The following is a 16,826-nucleotide window of genomic DNA, read 5'->3' as shown; positions in this document are numbered from 1 at the left end:
CGGGGCGGGGGTCGTGGCTCGTGAGTCGTGGCGGGGGTGGTGGCTGTCCGTACGCCTGTACGGTCCTCGCGGGCCGTACGCGATGATGGCCGGGTGACCGACGCCGCTGCCTCGACCTCCGCCGCCGCCCCCTCCCCCTCCGCTTCCGCCTTCCGTCCCCGGCTCATCGCCACGGACCTCGACGGGACCCTGCTGCGGAACGACCAGACCGTCTCCGACCGCACGGTCGCCGCGCTGGCCGCGGCGGAGGAGGCGGGGCTGGCGGTGGTGTTCGTCACGGGGCGGCCGGCGCGGTGGATGGGCGTGGTCGCGGAGCACGTGCACGGGCACGGGATGGCGATCTGCGCCAACGGCGCCGCGGTGGTCGATCTGCACCGCGGGCTCGAACTGGCGGAGGTCTGCCCGCTGCCGCTGGCCGACGCGGTGGCGGTGGTCGGTGTGCTGCGGACGATCGCGCCGGGCACGGCGTTCGCGGTGGAGTACACGGGCGGCTTCGGCCGCGAACCGGAGTATCCGCTGCACCGGGGCACGGGGCCGATAGCACCGGTGGAGAGGCTGCTGGCGGAGGACGGGGAGCGGGCGGGGGACCCGCTGCTGAAGCTGCTGGCGTACCACCCGAGCCTGGGCGCGGACGAGTTCCTGCACGCGGCGCGGTCGGGGGCGGCGGGGCACGGGGAGTTCACCCGGTCGACGTCGAGCGCGCTGCTGGAGGTGAGCGGGCTGGGCGTGAGCAAGGCGAGCACGCTGGAGCGCTACTGCGAGGCGCGGGGGATCGGGGCGGCGGAGGTCGTCGCCTTCGGCGACATGCCGAACGACCTCGAGATGCTGACGTGGGCGGGCAGGTCGTACGCGATGGCCAACGCGCACCCGGAGGTCCTGGCGGCGACGACGCACCGCACGGCGGCGAACGAGGACGACGGGGTGGCGGTGGTCATCGAGCAGTTGCTGCACGGGCTGTGAGGGGAGCAGCGCTCCGGACCGAGGGCGGCGCTCTCCCGCGCGGGCGCTGCTCCGCCCCGCCCGCTACGCCCCCGCCGTCCCCGCCGCCCCCGGGCCGCCGCCCGGGGCCGTCAGCGGGACCTCCCAGATCAGGGATGTCCCCCCGCCGCAGTCCCCGAGCCCCGGCCCGTACGTCGCCTGCCCGCCCAGTTCCTCCGCCCGGCGCTCGATGTTCCGCAGCCCGCTCCGCCGTCCGTCCGCGTCCGGCGGCAGCCCCTGCCCGTCGTCCGCCACCGTCAGCCGGACCGCGTCCCGCCCGTCCGGCAGCTCCGCCGTCGCGTCGACCACCACCCCCACCTCCCCCGCCCCCGCATGCCGCGACGCGTTCGACAGCCCCTCCCGCAGCGCCGCCAGCAGGTGCCGTGCGATCCGCTCGTCCACCCGCTCGTCCACCGCCCCCACGAAGCTCGTCGACGGCTGGAACCCCAGCGGGCCCGCCGCCGTCGCGACCTCCCGCAGCACCAGTGCCCGCAGCCCCGTCGGCGCCTGCGCCGGCTCCTGCTGCAGCGCGTAGATCGTGCCGCGGATCTCCTCGATCGTCAGCTCCAGCGCGTCGACCGCCGCGTCGATCCGCTGCCGCACCTCGGGCGCCCGCTCCAGCCGCTTCGCCCCCTGCAACTGCATTCCCGTCGCGAACAACCGCTGGATCACCAGATCGTGCAGGTCCCGCGCGATCCGGTCGCGGTCCTCGTACACCGCCAGCCGCTCCCGGTCCCGCTGCATCTCCGACAGCATCAGCGCCAGCGCCGCCTGCCCCGCGAACTGCGTCGCCGACTGCTTCTCCGACTCCCGGTAGAGCCGCGCCCCCGGTGCCCGCGGCAGCGACAGCGCGCCGAGCACCTTCTTCCCGCTCCGCAGCGGCAGCATCATGCACGGCCCGAAGCGCTCCGCGCCGTCGCTCACCGCCCGCGGGTCGGCGCCGGCGTCGTCGAGGAAGACCTCCTTGCCGGCCAGCAGCGCGCGCACGGTCGGGCTGTACGACGGCAGCACCCGCCCGACGAGATCGTCCACTCCCTCGCCGGCCACCGCCACGACCTCCAGCCACTCCGGCCCGGCGGCCCTGCCCGCACCACGCGCACCACCCCGACCACCCGCCACACCCGCCTCTTCGCCCCCGAGCGCGGCAGTAGCACCACCCCCGCCATCGCGTCCGCGAGCCCCCGCGCCTGCTCCGCGATCACCCCCAGCGCATCCCGCGCGTCCGCGCTCGACAGCAGCGCGGTCGTCACGGCGTGCGCCCCGTCGATCCACCGCTCCCGCTGCCGTGTCTCCAGGTGCAGCCGGGCGTTGCCGATGGCGATGCCCGCCTCGGTGGCGATGATCCGGACGAGGTGCAGGTCGTCGTCGAGGAACCGGCCGCCGCCGCGCTTCTCCGCCAGCACCAGGTCGCCGAAGTACCGCCCGTCCACGTCGATGGGCACCGTCAGCGTCGTCCCCGGCGCGTCCGGGATCGCGTCGAGCCGCGCCCGGTCCACCTCGTCCACGCCGTACGACGCGAACTCGTCGAGGTCACCGCTCTGCTCGTCGATCACCACGATCGACGCGTACCGCGCTCCCGCCAGCTCCGCCGCCGTCTGCGCGATCACGTCGAGCGTGGGGTGGAGCTGCAGCCCGGTGCCGATGGACCGCATGGCGGCCAGCAACTGCGTCACGCGCTCGGCCAGCTCGCTGGAGACGCCCTGGAGTCCGCGGGTGGCGCGGGCGGCGGCGTCCATGGAGTCGGCAGCGGTCATGTCCCGAGGGTAATAAGCGGCTCTCGGTAGGGAAAGTCGGGATTGTCGGTTACGTGGGGCGCGCCGGGTGCGCCGCGGCCGTCCGCGGTCTCGTACGGGTACGGGGACGGGTGCGCCCGTTCCCGTAGCAGCGTCCGCCGGAACGGGCCGTCCGCCTCGGCCAGCTCCGCGTACGTCCCGCGTTGCGCCACCCGGCCCCGCTCCAGCACCACGATCTCGTCCACCGCCTCCAGCCCCGTCAGCCGGTGCGTGATCAGCACCGTCGTCCGGCCCTCGGTGGCGGCGAGGAGGTCGGCCGTCAGGGCGTCGGCGGTGGGCAGGTCGAGGTGCTCGGCGGGCTCGTCGAGCACGAGCACGGGGAAGTCGGCGAGGAGCGCGCGGGCCAGGGCGAGGCGCTGGCGCTGGCCGCCGGAGAGCCGGGCGCCGTGTTCGCCGACCGGGGTGCCGAGGCCCAGCGGCAGGGTCTCGACCCAGTCGAGGAGGCGGGCGGCGGCGAGGGCTTCGCGCAGGTCGTCGTCGGTGGCGTCGGTGCGTGCGAGGCGCAGGTTCTCGCGCAGGGTGCTGTCGAAGAGGTGGGCGTCCTGGGCGCAGAGGCCGACGAGGCGGCGTACGGCGTCGGGGTCGCAGACGAGGGCGTCAGCGGTGCTCTCCCCCTCCTCGCCCAGCCGGTACGCACCCGCCACCGGATCCAGGAACCGCAGCAGCACATGCGCCAGCGTCGTCTTCCCCGACCCCGACGCACCCACCACCGCGACCCGCCGCCCCCGCGTCAGCGCCAGATCCACCCCGTCCAGCGCAAGCCCGGCCTGCCCCGGATGCCGCGCCGACACCCCCGTCAGCGTCACCGGGAACGGATCCGAAGGCGGCCGCCCCGTGCCCTCCGCGGCCGGCGGCGGCGCGTCCAGGATCTCGTCCACGCGCGCCGCGCTCCGCCGCACCCGGGCGCGCTGCTGCAACGCCAGCGGCATCCCGTTCACCGCCTCGAACGCCGCGAGCGTCCCCAGCACCACGACCCCCAGCCACACGCCGGGCAGCCGCCCCTCGTACACCGCCTGCGCCCCGGCGGCCGCCGCCCCCACCACCGTCAGCCCGCAGATCAGCGCCGACAGCCCCGCGCCCAGCGCGAGCGCCGCGGCGCTGCGGGCGGCGATACGGGTCAGCCGGCGGTCGGCGTCGCGGAGTGCGGCGAGACGGCGGGGCAGGGCGCCGGCGACGGCGAGTTCCGCCGTGCCGGTGAGGACGTCGACCACTTCCGTCGCGAGCGCCGCCCGCGCCGGCGCGAGCCGGGCCTCCGTCCGCCGGGCCGTCGCCACGGCCAGCAGCGGCACCCCGACGCCCGCCGCCAGCAGCCCGGCCGCGAGCACGGCGCCCGCCTCGGGCAGCAGCACGGCCGCCATCCCCACGGATCCGGCGCCGACCAGCGCGGCGGCGGAGACGGGCAGCAGCCAGCGCAGGTAGCGGTCCTGGAGCGTGTCGGTGTCCGCGACGAGCCGGGTCAGCAGGTCGCCGCGGCGGTGCGGGGCGAGGCCGGCGGGGGCGAGGCGTTCGAGCCGGGTGTACACGGCGACGCGGAGGTCCGCGAGGATCCGTAGCACGGCGTCGTGGGAGACGAGGCGCTCGGCGTAGCGGAAGACGGCGCGCCCGATGCCGAACGCGCGGGTGGCGGTCACCGCGACCATGAGGTAGAGCACCGGAGGCTGTTCGGAGGCCCGGGAGATCAACCACCCCGAGACGCCCATGAGTCCCACGGCGGACGCGAGCGCCAGCGCGCCGAGCAGCGCGGCGAGCGCCAGCCGCCCGCGGGCGGTGGTGGTACGCAGCGCGCTGCCGCCGCGGGGCGCCTCCTCCGGCTCGTACGCTCCGCTGCCCTCCGCGTACGCGCCCTCGCCGGCCCGCTCCGGTACGGAACGGGCCGCCGGCACCGCCGCCCCGGCCCGTACCGCGTGCGTCCCGGCGGCAGCCGTTGCCGGCGTACGGCCCTCCCCCAGCCGCACCACCCGGTCAGCCACCTCCAGCAGCGCCGGGCGGTGCGCCACGAGCAGCACCGTGCGGCCCCGGGCCAGCCGGGCGACCGCGGCGGTGACGGCGGCCTCGGTGTCGCCGTCGAGAGCGGCGGTCGGCTCGTCGAGGAGGACCACGGGCCGGTCGGCGAGGAACGCCCGCGCGAGCGCGACCCGTTGCCGCTGGCCGGCGGAGAGGCCGGCGCCGCCCTCGCCGAGGACGGCGGCCGGGTCGAGGTCGCCGGCGGCGGCGTCGCGGAGTGCGCGTGCGACCTCGGCGTCGGTGGCGTCGGGGCGGGGGAGGCGGACGTTGTCGGCGATGGTGCCGGCGAAGAGCGCGGGCCGCTGCGGTACCCAGGCGACCTGCGCGTGCCAGCCCGGCAGGTCCAGCCCGGCGAGGTCGCGCCCGCCGATGAGCACCCGGCCGGACGCGGGCCGTACGAGGCCCAGGAGCGCCGCGAGCAGCGTCGACTTGCCGCCGCCGGAGGGCCCGGTGAGCGCCACGGTCTCGCCGGGGCGGAGGGTGAGGTCCGTATGCGGAAGGGAGTCCTCGGTCCGGCCTTCGTGCCGTACGACGAGACCGTCGAGGACGAGGTCGGCGTGGCGGGCGTCCGGGCAGGCGTTGTCGGTGGGGGCGCCTACCCTTGGGCGGGCGTGCGGGGCTGGAGCTGGGGCTGCGGTTGCCATGGCGGCTGCGGTCGTTGGGTCCGCCGGCGCCGGCGCCGGGACCGTGCCGGTGCCCGTGGCCGGTGCGGTCGGGCCGGCCTCGGCGTCGCGGGGCTCGCCCCGTTCCAGGATCGCGAAGACCCTGTCCGCCGCCGCCAGGCCCTCCGCCGCGGCGTGGTAGTGCGTGCCGACCTGGCGCAGCGGCAGGTACGCCTCCGGGGCCAGGATGAGCACCACCAGGCCGGTGTACAGGTCGAGTTCGCCGTGGACCAGCCGCATGCCGATGGTGACCGCGACCAGCGCCACCGAGATCGTCGCCAGCAGCTCCAGCGCGAAGGACGACAGAAACGCGATCCGCAGGGTGCGCATCGTCGCGCGCCGATAGTCGGCGGTGATGGTGCGGATGTTGTCGGCCTGCGCCTTCGCGCGGCCGAAGACCTTGAGCGTCGGCAGGCCCGAGACGACGTCGAGGAAGTGGGCGGAGAGCCGCGAGAGGGTGCGCCACTGACGGTCGGTGGCCGCCTGGGTGGCCCAGCCGATGAGCGTCATGAAGACCGGGATCAGCGGCAGGGTGCCGGCGATGATCGCGGCGGAGACCCAGTCGTCGGTGACGATGCGCGCGAGGACGGCCGCGGGAACGACGACGGCGAGGCCGAGCTGGGGCAGGTAGCGGGCGAAGTAGGCGTCCAGGGCGTCGATGCCGCGGGTGGCGAGGGCGGCGAGTTCGCCGGTACGGGGTTCGCTCCCGGCGGCGCCGTCCGCGTCCTGCGTCTCCGGGCCGTCCGCGTTCCGCTTCTCCGGGCCGTCCGTGTCCTGCTTTTCGGGGTCCGCCGGCCCCGGCCGCGCCGGAGTACGGGACCCTCCGATCCGTACCGCCTCCGTCAGCAGCCGCATCCGCAGCTCCGACTTGACCGCCGCACTCGACCGGTGCGCGGCCAGCTCCGTCAGCCAGCTCACCACCGCCCGCCCCACGGCGACCGCGGCGAGCAGCAGCAGCGGCGTACGGAGGGCGGCGGCCGGCAGGCCGTCCTCGAAGGCGCCGACGACGATCTCCGCCATCAGCACCGCCTGCGCGATGACCAGCCCCGCACCGGCCGCACCGAGCGCGACCGTGGCGAGCAGGAAGAGCCGGGTGGCGCGGGCGTAGCGGGCCAGGCGCGGGTCGACGGGCTTCATCTCACCGGCCCGCCCCGCCGGTCTCCGTACCGTCCGCACCCGCACCGTCCGCACCCGAACCGCCCGCGGGGACCGCCGCGTGCGCCTCCGGTGCGATGTGCTGCGTACCGATGCGCTTGCGGAACACCCAGTACGTCCACCCCTGGTACATGAGCACCACCGGTGTCGCGATCCCCGCGCACCACGTCATGATCTTCAACGTGTACGGCGTCGACGAGGCGTTCTCCGCCGTCAGGCTCCACGCCGGGTTCAGGCTCGACGGCATCACGTCCGGGTAGAGCGCCAGGAACAGCGTCGCGACCGTGGCCACGATCGTCACCCCGGAGTAGAGGAACGACCAGCCCTCCCGGCCCGCCGCCACCGCGCCGATCGCGCAGAACAGCGCCGCCACCGCCGCGATCAGCGTCACCAGGCTCCGCCCGTCGCCGGTGTCCGCCTGGAGCCACAGCAGGAACCCGAGCGCCAGCGCGGCCGTCGCCGTGCCGAGGACGGCGGCCAGCCGGCGCGCCCGCATCCGGATGTCGCCGACGGTCTTCAGCGCCGTGAACACCGCGCCGTGGAAGGTGAAGAGGAAGAGCGTGACCAGCCCGCCGAGCAGCGCGAACGGGTTGAGCAGGTCGAAGACGTCGCCCACGTACTCCTTGTCGGGGCCGATCTGCACCCCGCGCACGATGTTGGCGAACGCCACGCCCCACAGGAACGCGGGCAGCAGGGAGGCCCAGAAGATGGCGAGTTCCCAGTTGCGCTGCCAGTGCTCCTCGGGGCGCTTGGCCCGGTACTCGAAGGCCACGCCGCGGATGATGAGGCAGACGAGGATGAGGAGAAGGGGCAGGTAGAAGCCGGAGAAGAGGGTGGCGTACCAGTCGGGGAAGGCGGCGAAGGTGGCGCCGCCCGCGGTGAGGAGCCAGACCTCGTTGCCGTCCCAGACGGGGCCGATGGTGTTGATGAGCACGCGCCGCTCGGCGCGGTCGCGGGCCAGCACCCGGGTGAGGACGCCGACGCCGAAGTCGAAGCCCTCCAGGAAGAAGTAGCCGGTCCACAGGACGGCGATGAGGACGAACCAGACGGTGTGCAGTTCCATGGCGTGGTCTCCCCCCTCAGTACGAGAAGGCCATGGGCCGGTCGGAGTCTTCGCGGTGGTCGCCGCCGATCTTCGTCGGCGGGTTGCGGTCGGAGTCGGTGAGTTCGGGGGGCCCGCCTTCACGTACTTGATCATCAGCTTGGCCTCGATGACGGCGAGGGCCGCGTACAGGAGCGTGTAGACGCTGAGCGAGGTGATGACCTCGCCCTGCGAGACGCCGGGGGAGACGGCGGAGGAGGTGGGCAGGACGCCGTAGACGACCCAGGGCTGGCGGCCCGTCTCGGTGAAGATCCAGCCCCAGGCGTTGGCGACGAGCGGGAAGAGGAGGGTGTAGAGGGCGAGGCGCCAGTACCAGGTGCCGAGGCGGGGGCTGAGCTCGCGGTCTTTGGTGAGGGCGAGTCTGGGGACCTCGTCCGCGCCGGTACGGAGCCGGTCGGCGAGCCAGAAGCGGCGGCGGGTGAGCCAGAGCCCGAGGGCGCCGAGGGCGAGCGAGGACATCCCGAAGCCGATCATCCAGCGGAAGCTCCAGTACGCGACGGGGATGTTGGGCCGGTAGTCGCCGAGGCCGAACTTGTCGTCGTACTTCTCCCTGAGCTCCTCGTTGGTGGGGTTGATGCCGGGGACCTCGTCGGAGAAGTTGTCGTGGGCGAGGAAGGACAGCACGCCCGGGACCTCTATCGCGACCCTGTTGTGGCCCTTGTCGACGTCGCCGATGGCGAAGAGCGAGAAGGGCGCGGGTGCCTCGGTCTCCCACAGTGCCTCGGCGGAGGCCATCTTCATCGGCTGCTGGTCGTACATGATCTTGCCGAGCCGGTCGCCGGTGAACGCGGTCAGCAGCCCGGCGACCACCATCGTCATCAGGCCCAGCCGCAGCGAGCTGCGCATGACGGCGACATGCCGGCCGCGCATGAGGTGGTAGGCGGCGATGCCGACGACGAACGCGCCGCCGGTGAGGAAGGCCGCGGTGATGGTGTGGGAGAACTGCGCGACGGCGGTGTTCTGGGTGAGCACATGCCAGAAGTCGGTCAGCTCGGCGCGGCCGGACTCCTCGTTCATGCGGTAGCCGACGGGGTGTTGCATCCAGGAGTTCGCGGCGAGGATGAAGTAGGCGGAGAGCACGGTGCCGACCGCGACCATCCAGATGCAGGCGAGGTGGATCTTCTGCGGCAGCCGGTCCCAGCCGAAGATCCAGAGGCCGACGAAGGTGGACTCGAAGAAGAAGGCGATGAGGGCTTCGAAGGCGAGGGGGGCGCCGAAGACGTCGCCGACGAAGCGGGAGTAGTCGGACCAGTTCATGCCGAACTGGAACTCCTGCAGGATGCCGGTCACCACGCCCATGGCGATGTTGATGAGGAAGAGCTTGCCCCAGAACTTCGTCGCCCTGAGGTACTTCTCGTCGCCGGTGCGCACCCAGGCTGTCTGCAGTCCGGCGACGAGGGCGGAGAGGGAGATCGTCAGGGGGACGAAGAGGAAGTGGTAGACGGTGGTGATGCCGAACTGCCAGCGCGCCAGGGTCTCCGGGGCGAGTGCCAGATCCACGAGGGCTCCTCTCCGCGATCACGGGCACGGCTCTGACCGATGATCCATGCGCCTGTCGGCCGGGTGGGGCCGTGGCGGCATGGCATACGGGGGTAAACCCCTGCGAACAGCGCCGCTCGTGAATGCGTTCACATTCACAAGGCCCAGTGTGGCACAGCAGTTCCCCGGCCCTTCAGGGGGGTCCCCTACGTCTTGTTTCGGCAGGTCTAGGGGGTGATGGGGGGAGGGTCCGAGAGCAGTGCTCGCACGGGAGAGCGGCACTCACCAGTGCGAGCACCGCTCTCCGGCCCGTCCGCCCGGCCGGCCGCCGCCGGCCCCCGCCTACAGCTCCTTGCGGAACTCCTCCGCCACCGCCAGCAGGATGTCGTTCGCCTCGCGTTCGCCCACCGACGCCCGGACCCCGTCGCCCGCGAACGGCCGGACCACCGCGCCCGCCGCCTCGCACGCCGCCGCGAAGTCCATGCTCCGCTCCCCCAGCCGCAGCCAGACGAAGTTCGCGTGCGTCTCCGGCACCGTCCAGCCCTGCGCCAGCAGCCCCTCCCGCACCCGCGTGCGCTCCACGACCAGCGACTCCACCCGCTCCAGCAGCGCGTCCTCGCTCCGCAGCGACGCGATCGCCGCCTCCTGCGCGATCTGGCTCACCCCGAACGGCACCGCCGTCTTCCGCAGCGCCGCCGCCACCGGCTCGTGCGCCACCGCGAAGCCGACCCGCAGGCCCGCCAGCCCGTACGCCTTGCTGAAGGTGCGCAGCACGCACACGTTCGGCCGGTCCCGGTAGATCTCCAGCCCGTCCGGGATGCCCCCGTCCACGCCGTCGTCCCGGACGAACTGGCAGTACGCCTCGTCGAGCACCACCAGCACGTCCTCCGGCACCCGGTCGAGGAACCGCTCCAGCTCCCCGCGGCGCACCGCCGTGCCCGTCGGGTTGTTCGGCGTGCAGACGAAGATCAGCCGGGTGGCGTCCGTCACCGCGTCCGCCATCGCGTCCAGGTCGTGCCGCTCCTCCGCCGTCAGCGGCACCCGCACCGACCGCGCGCCCGAGATCTGCGTGATGATCGGGTACGCCTCGAACGACCGCCAGGCGTAGATCACCTCGTCCCCGGGCCCGGCCGTCGCCTGCAGCAACTGCTGTGCCACACCCACGGAACCTGTGCCGGTGGCGATGTGCCCGGGCGGTACGCCGAGGCGTTCGGCGAGCTCCGCGGTGAGCGCGGCGCACGCCATGTCGGGGTAGCGGTTGAAGCTCCCGGCCGCCGCCACCGCCGCCTCCAGCACGCCGGGCAGCGGCGGGTAGGGGTTCTCGTTCGAGGAGAGCTTGTACGCTGCCGCCCCCGGCCCCGCGCCCGCCGCCGGCTTCCCCGGCTTGTACGTCGGAATGCCCGCCAGCGCGGCCCGCAGCCTGGGCGTCGCAGCAGCCCCGGCAGACCCGGGAGCCTCCGGGGTCTCAGCGGCCTCAGCGGCCCTGGGAGTCTTGTCTTTCGTCACCGCGGTCCTCCTCGACCGAGCCCGTACCCTGCCGTTACGCGCCGTTCCCGCCGGCCCGTTCCGCCTGCCGCGGACGGGGCCGCACCCGCAGGGGGCGCATCCACCCTGGCGCGCACGGGTGGCGGACGCCATGGCGCGCATCACCCGTGAAGGTGACTGAGACCTCTTCGAGACCTTCGTACCATGGCAGGTGCCACCCAGCTTGCGCCATGGACCGATGGCCGACAATGGTGCAACCACTTGGCATTCCATGGTCGTTTGACCGTTGCGCTCCTGCAGAATCGTGCCTGTCAGTTACGGTTCGGATTCTCCCGCAATCGAGCCATCCGAGCCCTACTATCAGCTCGCGATGACAAGCCTGCCTGACTACGCGGCTTGCACGGGGGACCACGTACGTGCTTGAAGAAAGAAGGCGCATGACCGGCTCGATTCAACCGCAAGTGAGCCGGCCGCCCAGCCGCAAGCTGGCGCGGGCGGGCATCCGGGATGTCGCCGCCGCCGCGGGCGTCTCGATCACCACCGTCTCCGACGCGCTGAACGGGAAGGGCCGGCTGCCGGAAGCGACCCGCCGGCACGTCCGCGAGGTGGCCGACCGCCTCGGCTACCGGCCGTCGGCGGCCGCCCGCGCGCTGCGCACCGGCAAGTCCGGACTCATCGGCTTAACGGTGACGACCTACGGGGAAGAACCGTTCACCTTCACGGAGTTCGCGTACTTCGCCGAGATGGCCCGCGCCGCGACCTCGGCCGCCCTCGCCCGCGGGTACGCGCTGGTGATCCTCCCCGCGACCTCGCGGCACGACGTGTGGTCCAACGTGGCCCTCGACGGCACCGTGGTCATCGACCCGGCCGAGGGCGACCCCGTCGTCAGCGAGATCGTCCGGCAGGGCATCCCCGTCGTCAGCGACGGCCGCCCCGGCGGCTCCCTGCCCGTCACCGCCTGGGTCGACAACGACCACCAGGCCGCCGTCATGGACCTGCTCGACCACCTCGCCGACGCCGGCGCCCGCCGCATCGGTCTGCTCACCGGCACCAGCACGGACACCTACACCCGGCTGTCCACCACCGCGTACCTCACCTGGTGCGAGCGCGTCGGACAGGACCCGGTGTACGAGTCCTACCCCGCCCACGACCCCCGCGCGGGCGCCGTCGCCGCCGACCGGCTGCTCGCCCGCCCGGACCGCCCGGACGCCGTCTACGGCCTCTTCGACCCCAACGGCACCGACCTCCTCGCCGCCACCCGCCGCTACGGCCTGCGGGTGCCCGACGACCTGATGCTCGTCTGCTGCAGCGAGTCCCCGGGCTACGCCTCCACCGACCCGCCCATCACCACGCTCTCGCTGAAGCCGCGCCGCATCGGCACGGCGGTCGTCCAGCTCCTGATCGACGCCATCGAGGGAGTCGACGCGGGCCGGCCCATCGAGCAGGTCATACCGACGGATCTGATCGTGCGGGCGTCCTCGCAGCGCCGCCCGCCGCGTACGGTCGTCAGCGCCCCGCGCCGCCCGGCGTAGCGGAGTCCTCCGGCCGTACGACCCGGCTCACGCCCGGCTCGTACGGCCACCCGCACCCCCGCCGCCGGACCCCCGCCGTACGCCCCCTTCGGCACCGCGGCACACCCCGGGCGACGCCCCGCGCCGAGGCACGCCCCGCCGCGCCCGCCCGGCACGGACCCGCCCGCGCCCGCGCCGTACGGCAACTCATGACCCCCGGTGGCCTCACCCGGTCCTCGCCCGGCGCCGGTCGTGCCCCGTTTGCCCGGTTCTGGTGGTCCGGAGGGCGCCGTCTTCCGCAGCCGGAGCCAATTGGCGGCCCCTGGTACCGCACAAGGCGGGACAGGCATTTCTATGATGGGCGCACGCACACCGCGGATCTCCTCCACCAGCACGGGGGAGCGGCACCTGGTCCCATGGCGGCCGGGTCGTGTCCCGGTGGCAGAACGGCTAGGCGGTGGAGGGGTTCGATGCAACAGGGGGCCGGTCAGACGCCGGGGCTGCGGACCACGGCTGGGGTGCCCGCCGGGGCGGCGCCTCCCGTCCCCGCGGCGCCGGCCGCCGGTGACGCCTTCGGGCACGCCGACGACGGGTACACCCCGACCCAGGCCGACCTGCCGGTGATCAGGCGCGGCGAGAGCGGCGGCTACGGCCCGCTGTACGTCGTCGGCGACGTCCACGGCTATCTCGACGAGCTGCGCGCCGCCCTGCGCGCCCAGGGCATCGTCGACGAGGCCGACCGCTGGATCGCCGGGAACACCCGCGTGTGGTTCCTCGGCGACTTCACCGACCGCGGCCCCGACGGCATCGGCGTCATCGACCTCGTCATGCGGCTGTCCGCCGAGGCCGCGGCCGCCGGCGGCTACTGCAAGGCGCTCATGGGCAACCACGAGCTGCTGCTGCTCGGCGCCAAGCGCTTCGGCGACACGCCGGTCAACTCCGGCGCCGGCACCGCCTCCTTCCAGGCCGCCTGGCTCCTCAACGGAGGCCAGCGCACCGACATGGAGCGGCTGGAGGACGTCCACCTGCAGTGGATGGCGCGGCTCGACGCCATCCACGAGGAGGACGACCACCTCCTGGTGCACTCCGACACCACCGCGTACCTCGACTACGGCGACTCCATCGAGGGCGTGAACGACACCATCCACGACATCCTCGCCCGCTCGGAGGCGGACGAGGTGTGGGATCTCTTCCGCAAGTTCACCAAGCGTTTCGCCTTCCGTGACGAGGAGACGGGACCCTCGGCGGTACGGGAACTGCTGGGCCGGTACGGCGGCGAGCGGCTGGTGCACGGGCACAGCCCGATCCCGTATCTGCTCGGGGAAGTGCCCAGCGAGGACACCGATCCCGAGGAGCGCGGCGCCTCCGTACAGGGGCCGCACATCTACGCGGACGACCTGGCCATCGCCATGGACGGGGGGGTCACCATGGCCGGAAAACTGCTTGTCGTGCGACTTCCGCTGGTCGGGCGGTAGCGCGCGCCCGCCTGGCGTGCTCTAATACGGAACCTCCTTTTCTGAAAAGACACTTATCCGCCATACGCGAAGCGCTCTACCATCGGTAATAGGCTCTGCCGCCCAGGGCCTAGCGCCGCAGGCACGCTCCGTCCCCGTTTGCCTTGTTGCCTGCCCATCCGGGGGAGCACAAGCACATGACCAGTGCGTCGCATCTGCTGACCGAGGACCGCCCGGAGTTCGAGCGGCTCCTCGATACCGCGCTGCACAATGCCGAGTTCACGGTCGGCGCCGGCGGCGGACGGCCGCTCAACCCCGAGCAGCTCCGCACCCGGGCCCTCGGCGCCACGGCCGAGATTTCCGCGACCGCGTCGGCCGAATACGAGCGGTATGTAGGGCTGCGCACGGAGTTGCGCCGCCCCTCGGCGGGCGGCGGGACGCTGGGCGGCCCTGACGGTATCCGCTTCTCCGGCGCGCGGGGCGGCGCCCAGGGCGGCAACTCCAGTGCGGGGGTGGCCGCCGCGGCGGCGGTGCTGGTGCCGGTGCTGGCCGGTACGGCGGCGGTGATCTTCCTTCTCGTCGGCTATCTCCTGCACTTGATGAACCCCGAGCCGTCCGTGGCCTCCTCGATGCGCCAGGCGGGCTGGATCTTCGCGATCCTCGCGGCCGCCGCCATCGTCATCTCGATGGTCGCGCTGCTGCTGACGGCGGTGCGCAACGGCTCGACGTCCATCAGGGCGGCGGCCAGCCGGGACCTGACCGAGCAGGTCGACCGCGCCCGCGAGGAGTGGCGCACGGCGCTCCTCGAACGCGGCATCCAGCCCTTCATCGAGCAGGCCCTCGCCGGCGGCACCGAGGGCGGCGGCCCGGACGCGGGACCCGAGGGCGGCGGTGCCGGGGGCGGCGGGGCGTACCCCGCGGTGCGTACCGACCCGACCGCCACCCGCACCCCGCGGCTGGGCTACTCGCGCCCGGCGTTCTCCAGCCCCGACGACGGCCAGTCGAAGGACGGACCGAGCTATTCGAGCCCCGACTTCACCAGCCCCGACTACGGCGGCCCGGAGCACGACCCGGACTGACCTCGCGGTGCCCTGCCGTGTCTTGCCGCGGCACGGCGCGGGGTGCGGCGCGAGTAATCGTTTGTCCGCGGGCGTGCGCACGTCCTAGCCTCACGCCATGTCCCGGCTGCACATCTTCGACATGGACGGCACCCTGCTGCACGGCTCCTCCGCGAACATCGAGCTGGCGCGGCAACTCGGCCTGGTCGCGGAGTTCCAGGCGCTGGACGCGGCGTTCGTCTCCGGCGAGATCGACACGTACGACTACGCCGAGCACGCCCACGGCATGTGGAGCAGCCTCACGCCCGAGATCCTGGGCCGGGCGTTCGCGGGCGCGCCGTGGCTCGCGGGGATCCGCGAGGTGTGGGCGGACATCACCGCCCGCGGGGAGCGCTGCGCGGTCATCTCCCTGGCGCCCGGCTTCTTCGTCGAACGGCTGCTGGAGTGGGGGGTGCACGCGGCGCACGGGTCGCGGTTCCCGGCGCTGCCGTTCCGCGAGCCCGTCGACATGGCGGGCATCCTCGGGCCGCCCGACAAGGTGCGGATCGCGGATCTGCTCTGCGCGGAGTACGGGCTGACGCGGGCGGACTGCGTGGCGTACGGGGACTCCATGTCGGACACCGACCTCTTCGCGGTGGTGCCCCGGTCGGTCGCCGTCAACGCCGACCACCATGTGAGCGGCCTCGCCTCGCACGCGTACAGCGGCCGGGACCTGCGGGAGGCGTACGCGCTGACCCTCACCGGCGGGTGAGGGGCCGCTAGCCGAAGTCGTCCGCGAGAACGGCCAGGACGCCCTCGATGTTCGTCCGCAGATAGGCGCGGAGGCTGGGCGGCACGACGTCGACGGAGTCGACGCCCTCGCGCGTGAAGGGGATGCGCACCGTCTCGTACTCGCCGCAGGGCTCGTCGACTTCGGGGCCGTGGCGCCGGGCCGGGTCCATGGACGCCAGCCGGCAGGCGAAGAAGTGCTGGACCTTCACACCGCGCCCGTCCTCGGGGACGGTGTCGACGAAGACGGGGACGACTCCGGTGACGCGGGCGCCCAGCTCCTCGTCGACCTCGCGGTGGAGCGCGGCGACGACGGAGGCGTCCGCGGGCTCGACACCGCCGCCGGGAGTGATCCAGTAGGGCTCGCGGCCGGGCTTGGTGCGCTTGATGAGCAGCATCTCGTCGCCGTCCAGGAGGACGGCGCGGGCGGTGCGCTTGACCACCGGCCGGTGGGACACGGTCATGGGATGTATGTGGCACGCGGGGCGGTGGTCGAAACCCGCGGCCGGCGGAGGAATGCGGCGGAGCGGTGCGTACGGCGTGAGCACCCCCGTCCCGCCGCGCCGGGCGCGCGGGGGCGCGGGGCGCGACGGGACGGGCGGTGATCCGGCGGTGGGGCGCCTGGGCGGTCACCGCCGCTTGTCGTCGTCGCCGGGGGCCGGTTCGTCCTTGCCGAAGACCCGGTGCGTGGTGCCGCTCTCGTCGGTGCCGGGTTTGCTCTCGTGCGCGGTGCCGCCGGTGATGTCGCTGTGCGTGGTGCGGCCGGGGTCGGGCGAGGGGGACGTACGGGACGCGCCGCCGGACTCGCCGCCCTTCATGCCGGACGAAGCCGAAGTGCCGGACGTGTCACCGGACATGCCGCGCTTGTCGCCGTGCATCCCGTGCCTGCCGTGCTTGCCCCCGTGCTTGCCGTGTTTGCCCTGCTCGCCGCCGCGCATCTCCTCGCCGGACTTGTTCGTCTGGCCGGCGTCCTTGCCGTGGCCGCGGGCGTGCCCGTGGGTGTCGTGCTCCATGCCGTACTCGCGGCGCGTGCCCGTCGTCTGGGCGGCGCGGTCGGAGACGTCGCCGCGGCGGTGGCTCGTGCCGGACTTCTTCGCGAGACCGGCGAGGCCGAGCAGGCCGGCCAGACCCAGCAGGCCCCAGTTGCTCGCGCTGTCGCCCTTCGGGCCGCGCGGACCCTGCTCCTGCTGGACCGTGGTCTGGGGGTTGTCCGCCGGGGTGGCGGCGGGCTGCGCGCTCGCGCCGGTCAGGGGAGCCAGGGCGATGACCCCGGCCGCTCCCAGTGTTGCGGCGATCTTACGCATGGTGTGATCTCCCTTGAGAGCTGTGCCGACGGGCGTCTCGACGCGGCTCCCGATCCGCGTGCCCGCGGCTCCC

General features: G+C 73.7%; 10 protein-coding genes and 2 pseudogenes. 5 read left to right on the top strand and 7 right to left on the bottom strand.

Going from position 1 to position 16,826, the window contains the following annotated elements:
• The first annotated feature begins 93 nt into the window (after positions 1-93).
• On the top strand, positions 94-960 hold the full coding sequence (locus DMB38_RS16885; RefSeq protein ID WP_125935895.1) for an HAD hydrolase family protein: 867 nt from the start codon (positions 94-96) through the stop codon (positions 958-960).
• Positions 961-1,023: 63 nt separating this feature from the next.
• Here the strand turns inward: DMB38_RS16885 and DMB38_RS16880 are convergent.
• The 5 genes and pseudogenes from DMB38_RS16880 to hisC all read right to left on the bottom strand — a co-directional run bounded on the left by DMB38_RS16880 (position 1,024) and on the right by hisC (position 10,592).
• Positions 1,024-2,732: pseudogene (locus tag DMB38_RS16880) on the bottom strand (GAF domain-containing protein).
• Positions 2,729-6,574 (bottom strand): thiol reductant ABC exporter subunit CydD, encoded by a 3,846-nt coding sequence (gene cydD / locus DMB38_RS16875; protein ID WP_125935894.1) that lies wholly within the window; start codon positions 6,572-6,574, stop codon positions 2,729-2,731. Before cydD ends, DMB38_RS16880 begins: the two are co-directional and overlap by 4 nt.
• Position 6,575: 1 nt before the next feature.
• The gene (gene cydB / locus DMB38_RS16870; RefSeq protein ID WP_125939087.1) at positions 6,576-7,655 is read right to left on the bottom strand and encodes a cytochrome d ubiquinol oxidase subunit II; all 1,080 of its coding nucleotides are present in this window, start codon (positions 7,653-7,655) and stop codon (positions 6,576-6,578) included.
• A 16-nt stretch (positions 7,656-7,671) separates the two neighbouring features.
• A pseudogene (locus DMB38_RS16865) lies at positions 7,672-9,194 on the bottom strand (cytochrome ubiquinol oxidase subunit I).
• A gap of 321 nt (positions 9,195-9,515) precedes the next feature.
• Positions 9,516-10,592 carry a histidinol-phosphate transaminase gene (gene hisC, locus DMB38_RS16860; protein WP_125939086.1) on the bottom strand — a complete coding sequence of 359 codons (1,077 nt, stop codon included), beginning with the start codon at positions 10,590-10,592 and terminating at the stop codon, positions 9,516-9,518.
• A gap of 503 nt (positions 10,593-11,095) precedes the next feature.
• Here hisC and DMB38_RS16855 point away from each other — a divergent pair.
• The 4 genes from DMB38_RS16855 to DMB38_RS16840 all read left to right on the top strand — a co-directional run bounded on the left by DMB38_RS16855 (position 11,096) and on the right by DMB38_RS16840 (position 15,432).
• Positions 11,096-12,190 carry a LacI family DNA-binding transcriptional regulator gene (locus DMB38_RS16855; protein WP_125935893.1) on the top strand — a complete coding sequence of 365 codons (1,095 nt, stop codon included), beginning with the start codon at positions 11,096-11,098 and terminating at the stop codon, positions 12,188-12,190.
• 449 nt (positions 12,191-12,639) lie between these two features.
• Complete coding sequence (locus DMB38_RS16850) at positions 12,640-13,644, top strand: metallophosphoesterase (RefSeq protein ID WP_047016764.1); 1,005 nt, start codon at positions 12,640-12,642, stop codon at positions 13,642-13,644.
• A 176-nt stretch (positions 13,645-13,820) separates the two neighbouring features.
• Positions 13,821-14,702, top strand: coding sequence for a hypothetical protein (locus tag DMB38_RS16845; protein WP_125935892.1), 882 nt, complete (start codon positions 13,821-13,823; stop codon positions 14,700-14,702).
• A 97-nt stretch (positions 14,703-14,799) separates the two neighbouring features.
• Positions 14,800-15,432 (top strand): HAD-IB family phosphatase, encoded by a 633-nt coding sequence (locus DMB38_RS16840; RefSeq protein WP_125935891.1) that lies wholly within the window; start codon positions 14,800-14,802, stop codon positions 15,430-15,432.
• A gap of 7 nt (positions 15,433-15,439) precedes the next feature.
• Here DMB38_RS16840 and DMB38_RS16835 read toward each other — a convergent pair whose 3' ends face one another.
• Both DMB38_RS16835 and DMB38_RS16830 read right to left on the bottom strand, forming a co-directional pair.
• Entirely contained in the window at positions 15,440-15,913 is a 474-nt protein-coding gene (locus tag DMB38_RS16835) for an NUDIX hydrolase (protein WP_047016761.1), read from the bottom strand.
• Between the two features lie 165 nt (positions 15,914-16,078).
• The gene (locus DMB38_RS16830) at positions 16,079-16,753 is read right to left on the bottom strand and encodes a WGxxGxxG family protein (RefSeq protein WP_125935890.1); all 675 of its coding nucleotides are present in this window, start codon (positions 16,751-16,753) and stop codon (positions 16,079-16,081) included.
• Between the last annotated feature and the right edge of the window lie 73 nt (positions 16,754-16,826).

This window comes from Streptomyces sp. WAC 06738 (genome assembly GCF_003945505.1).
GTDB lineage: Bacteria > Actinomycetota > Actinomycetes > Streptomycetales > Streptomycetaceae > Streptomyces.
This window is presented reverse-complemented; position numbering and strand designations above follow the sequence as displayed.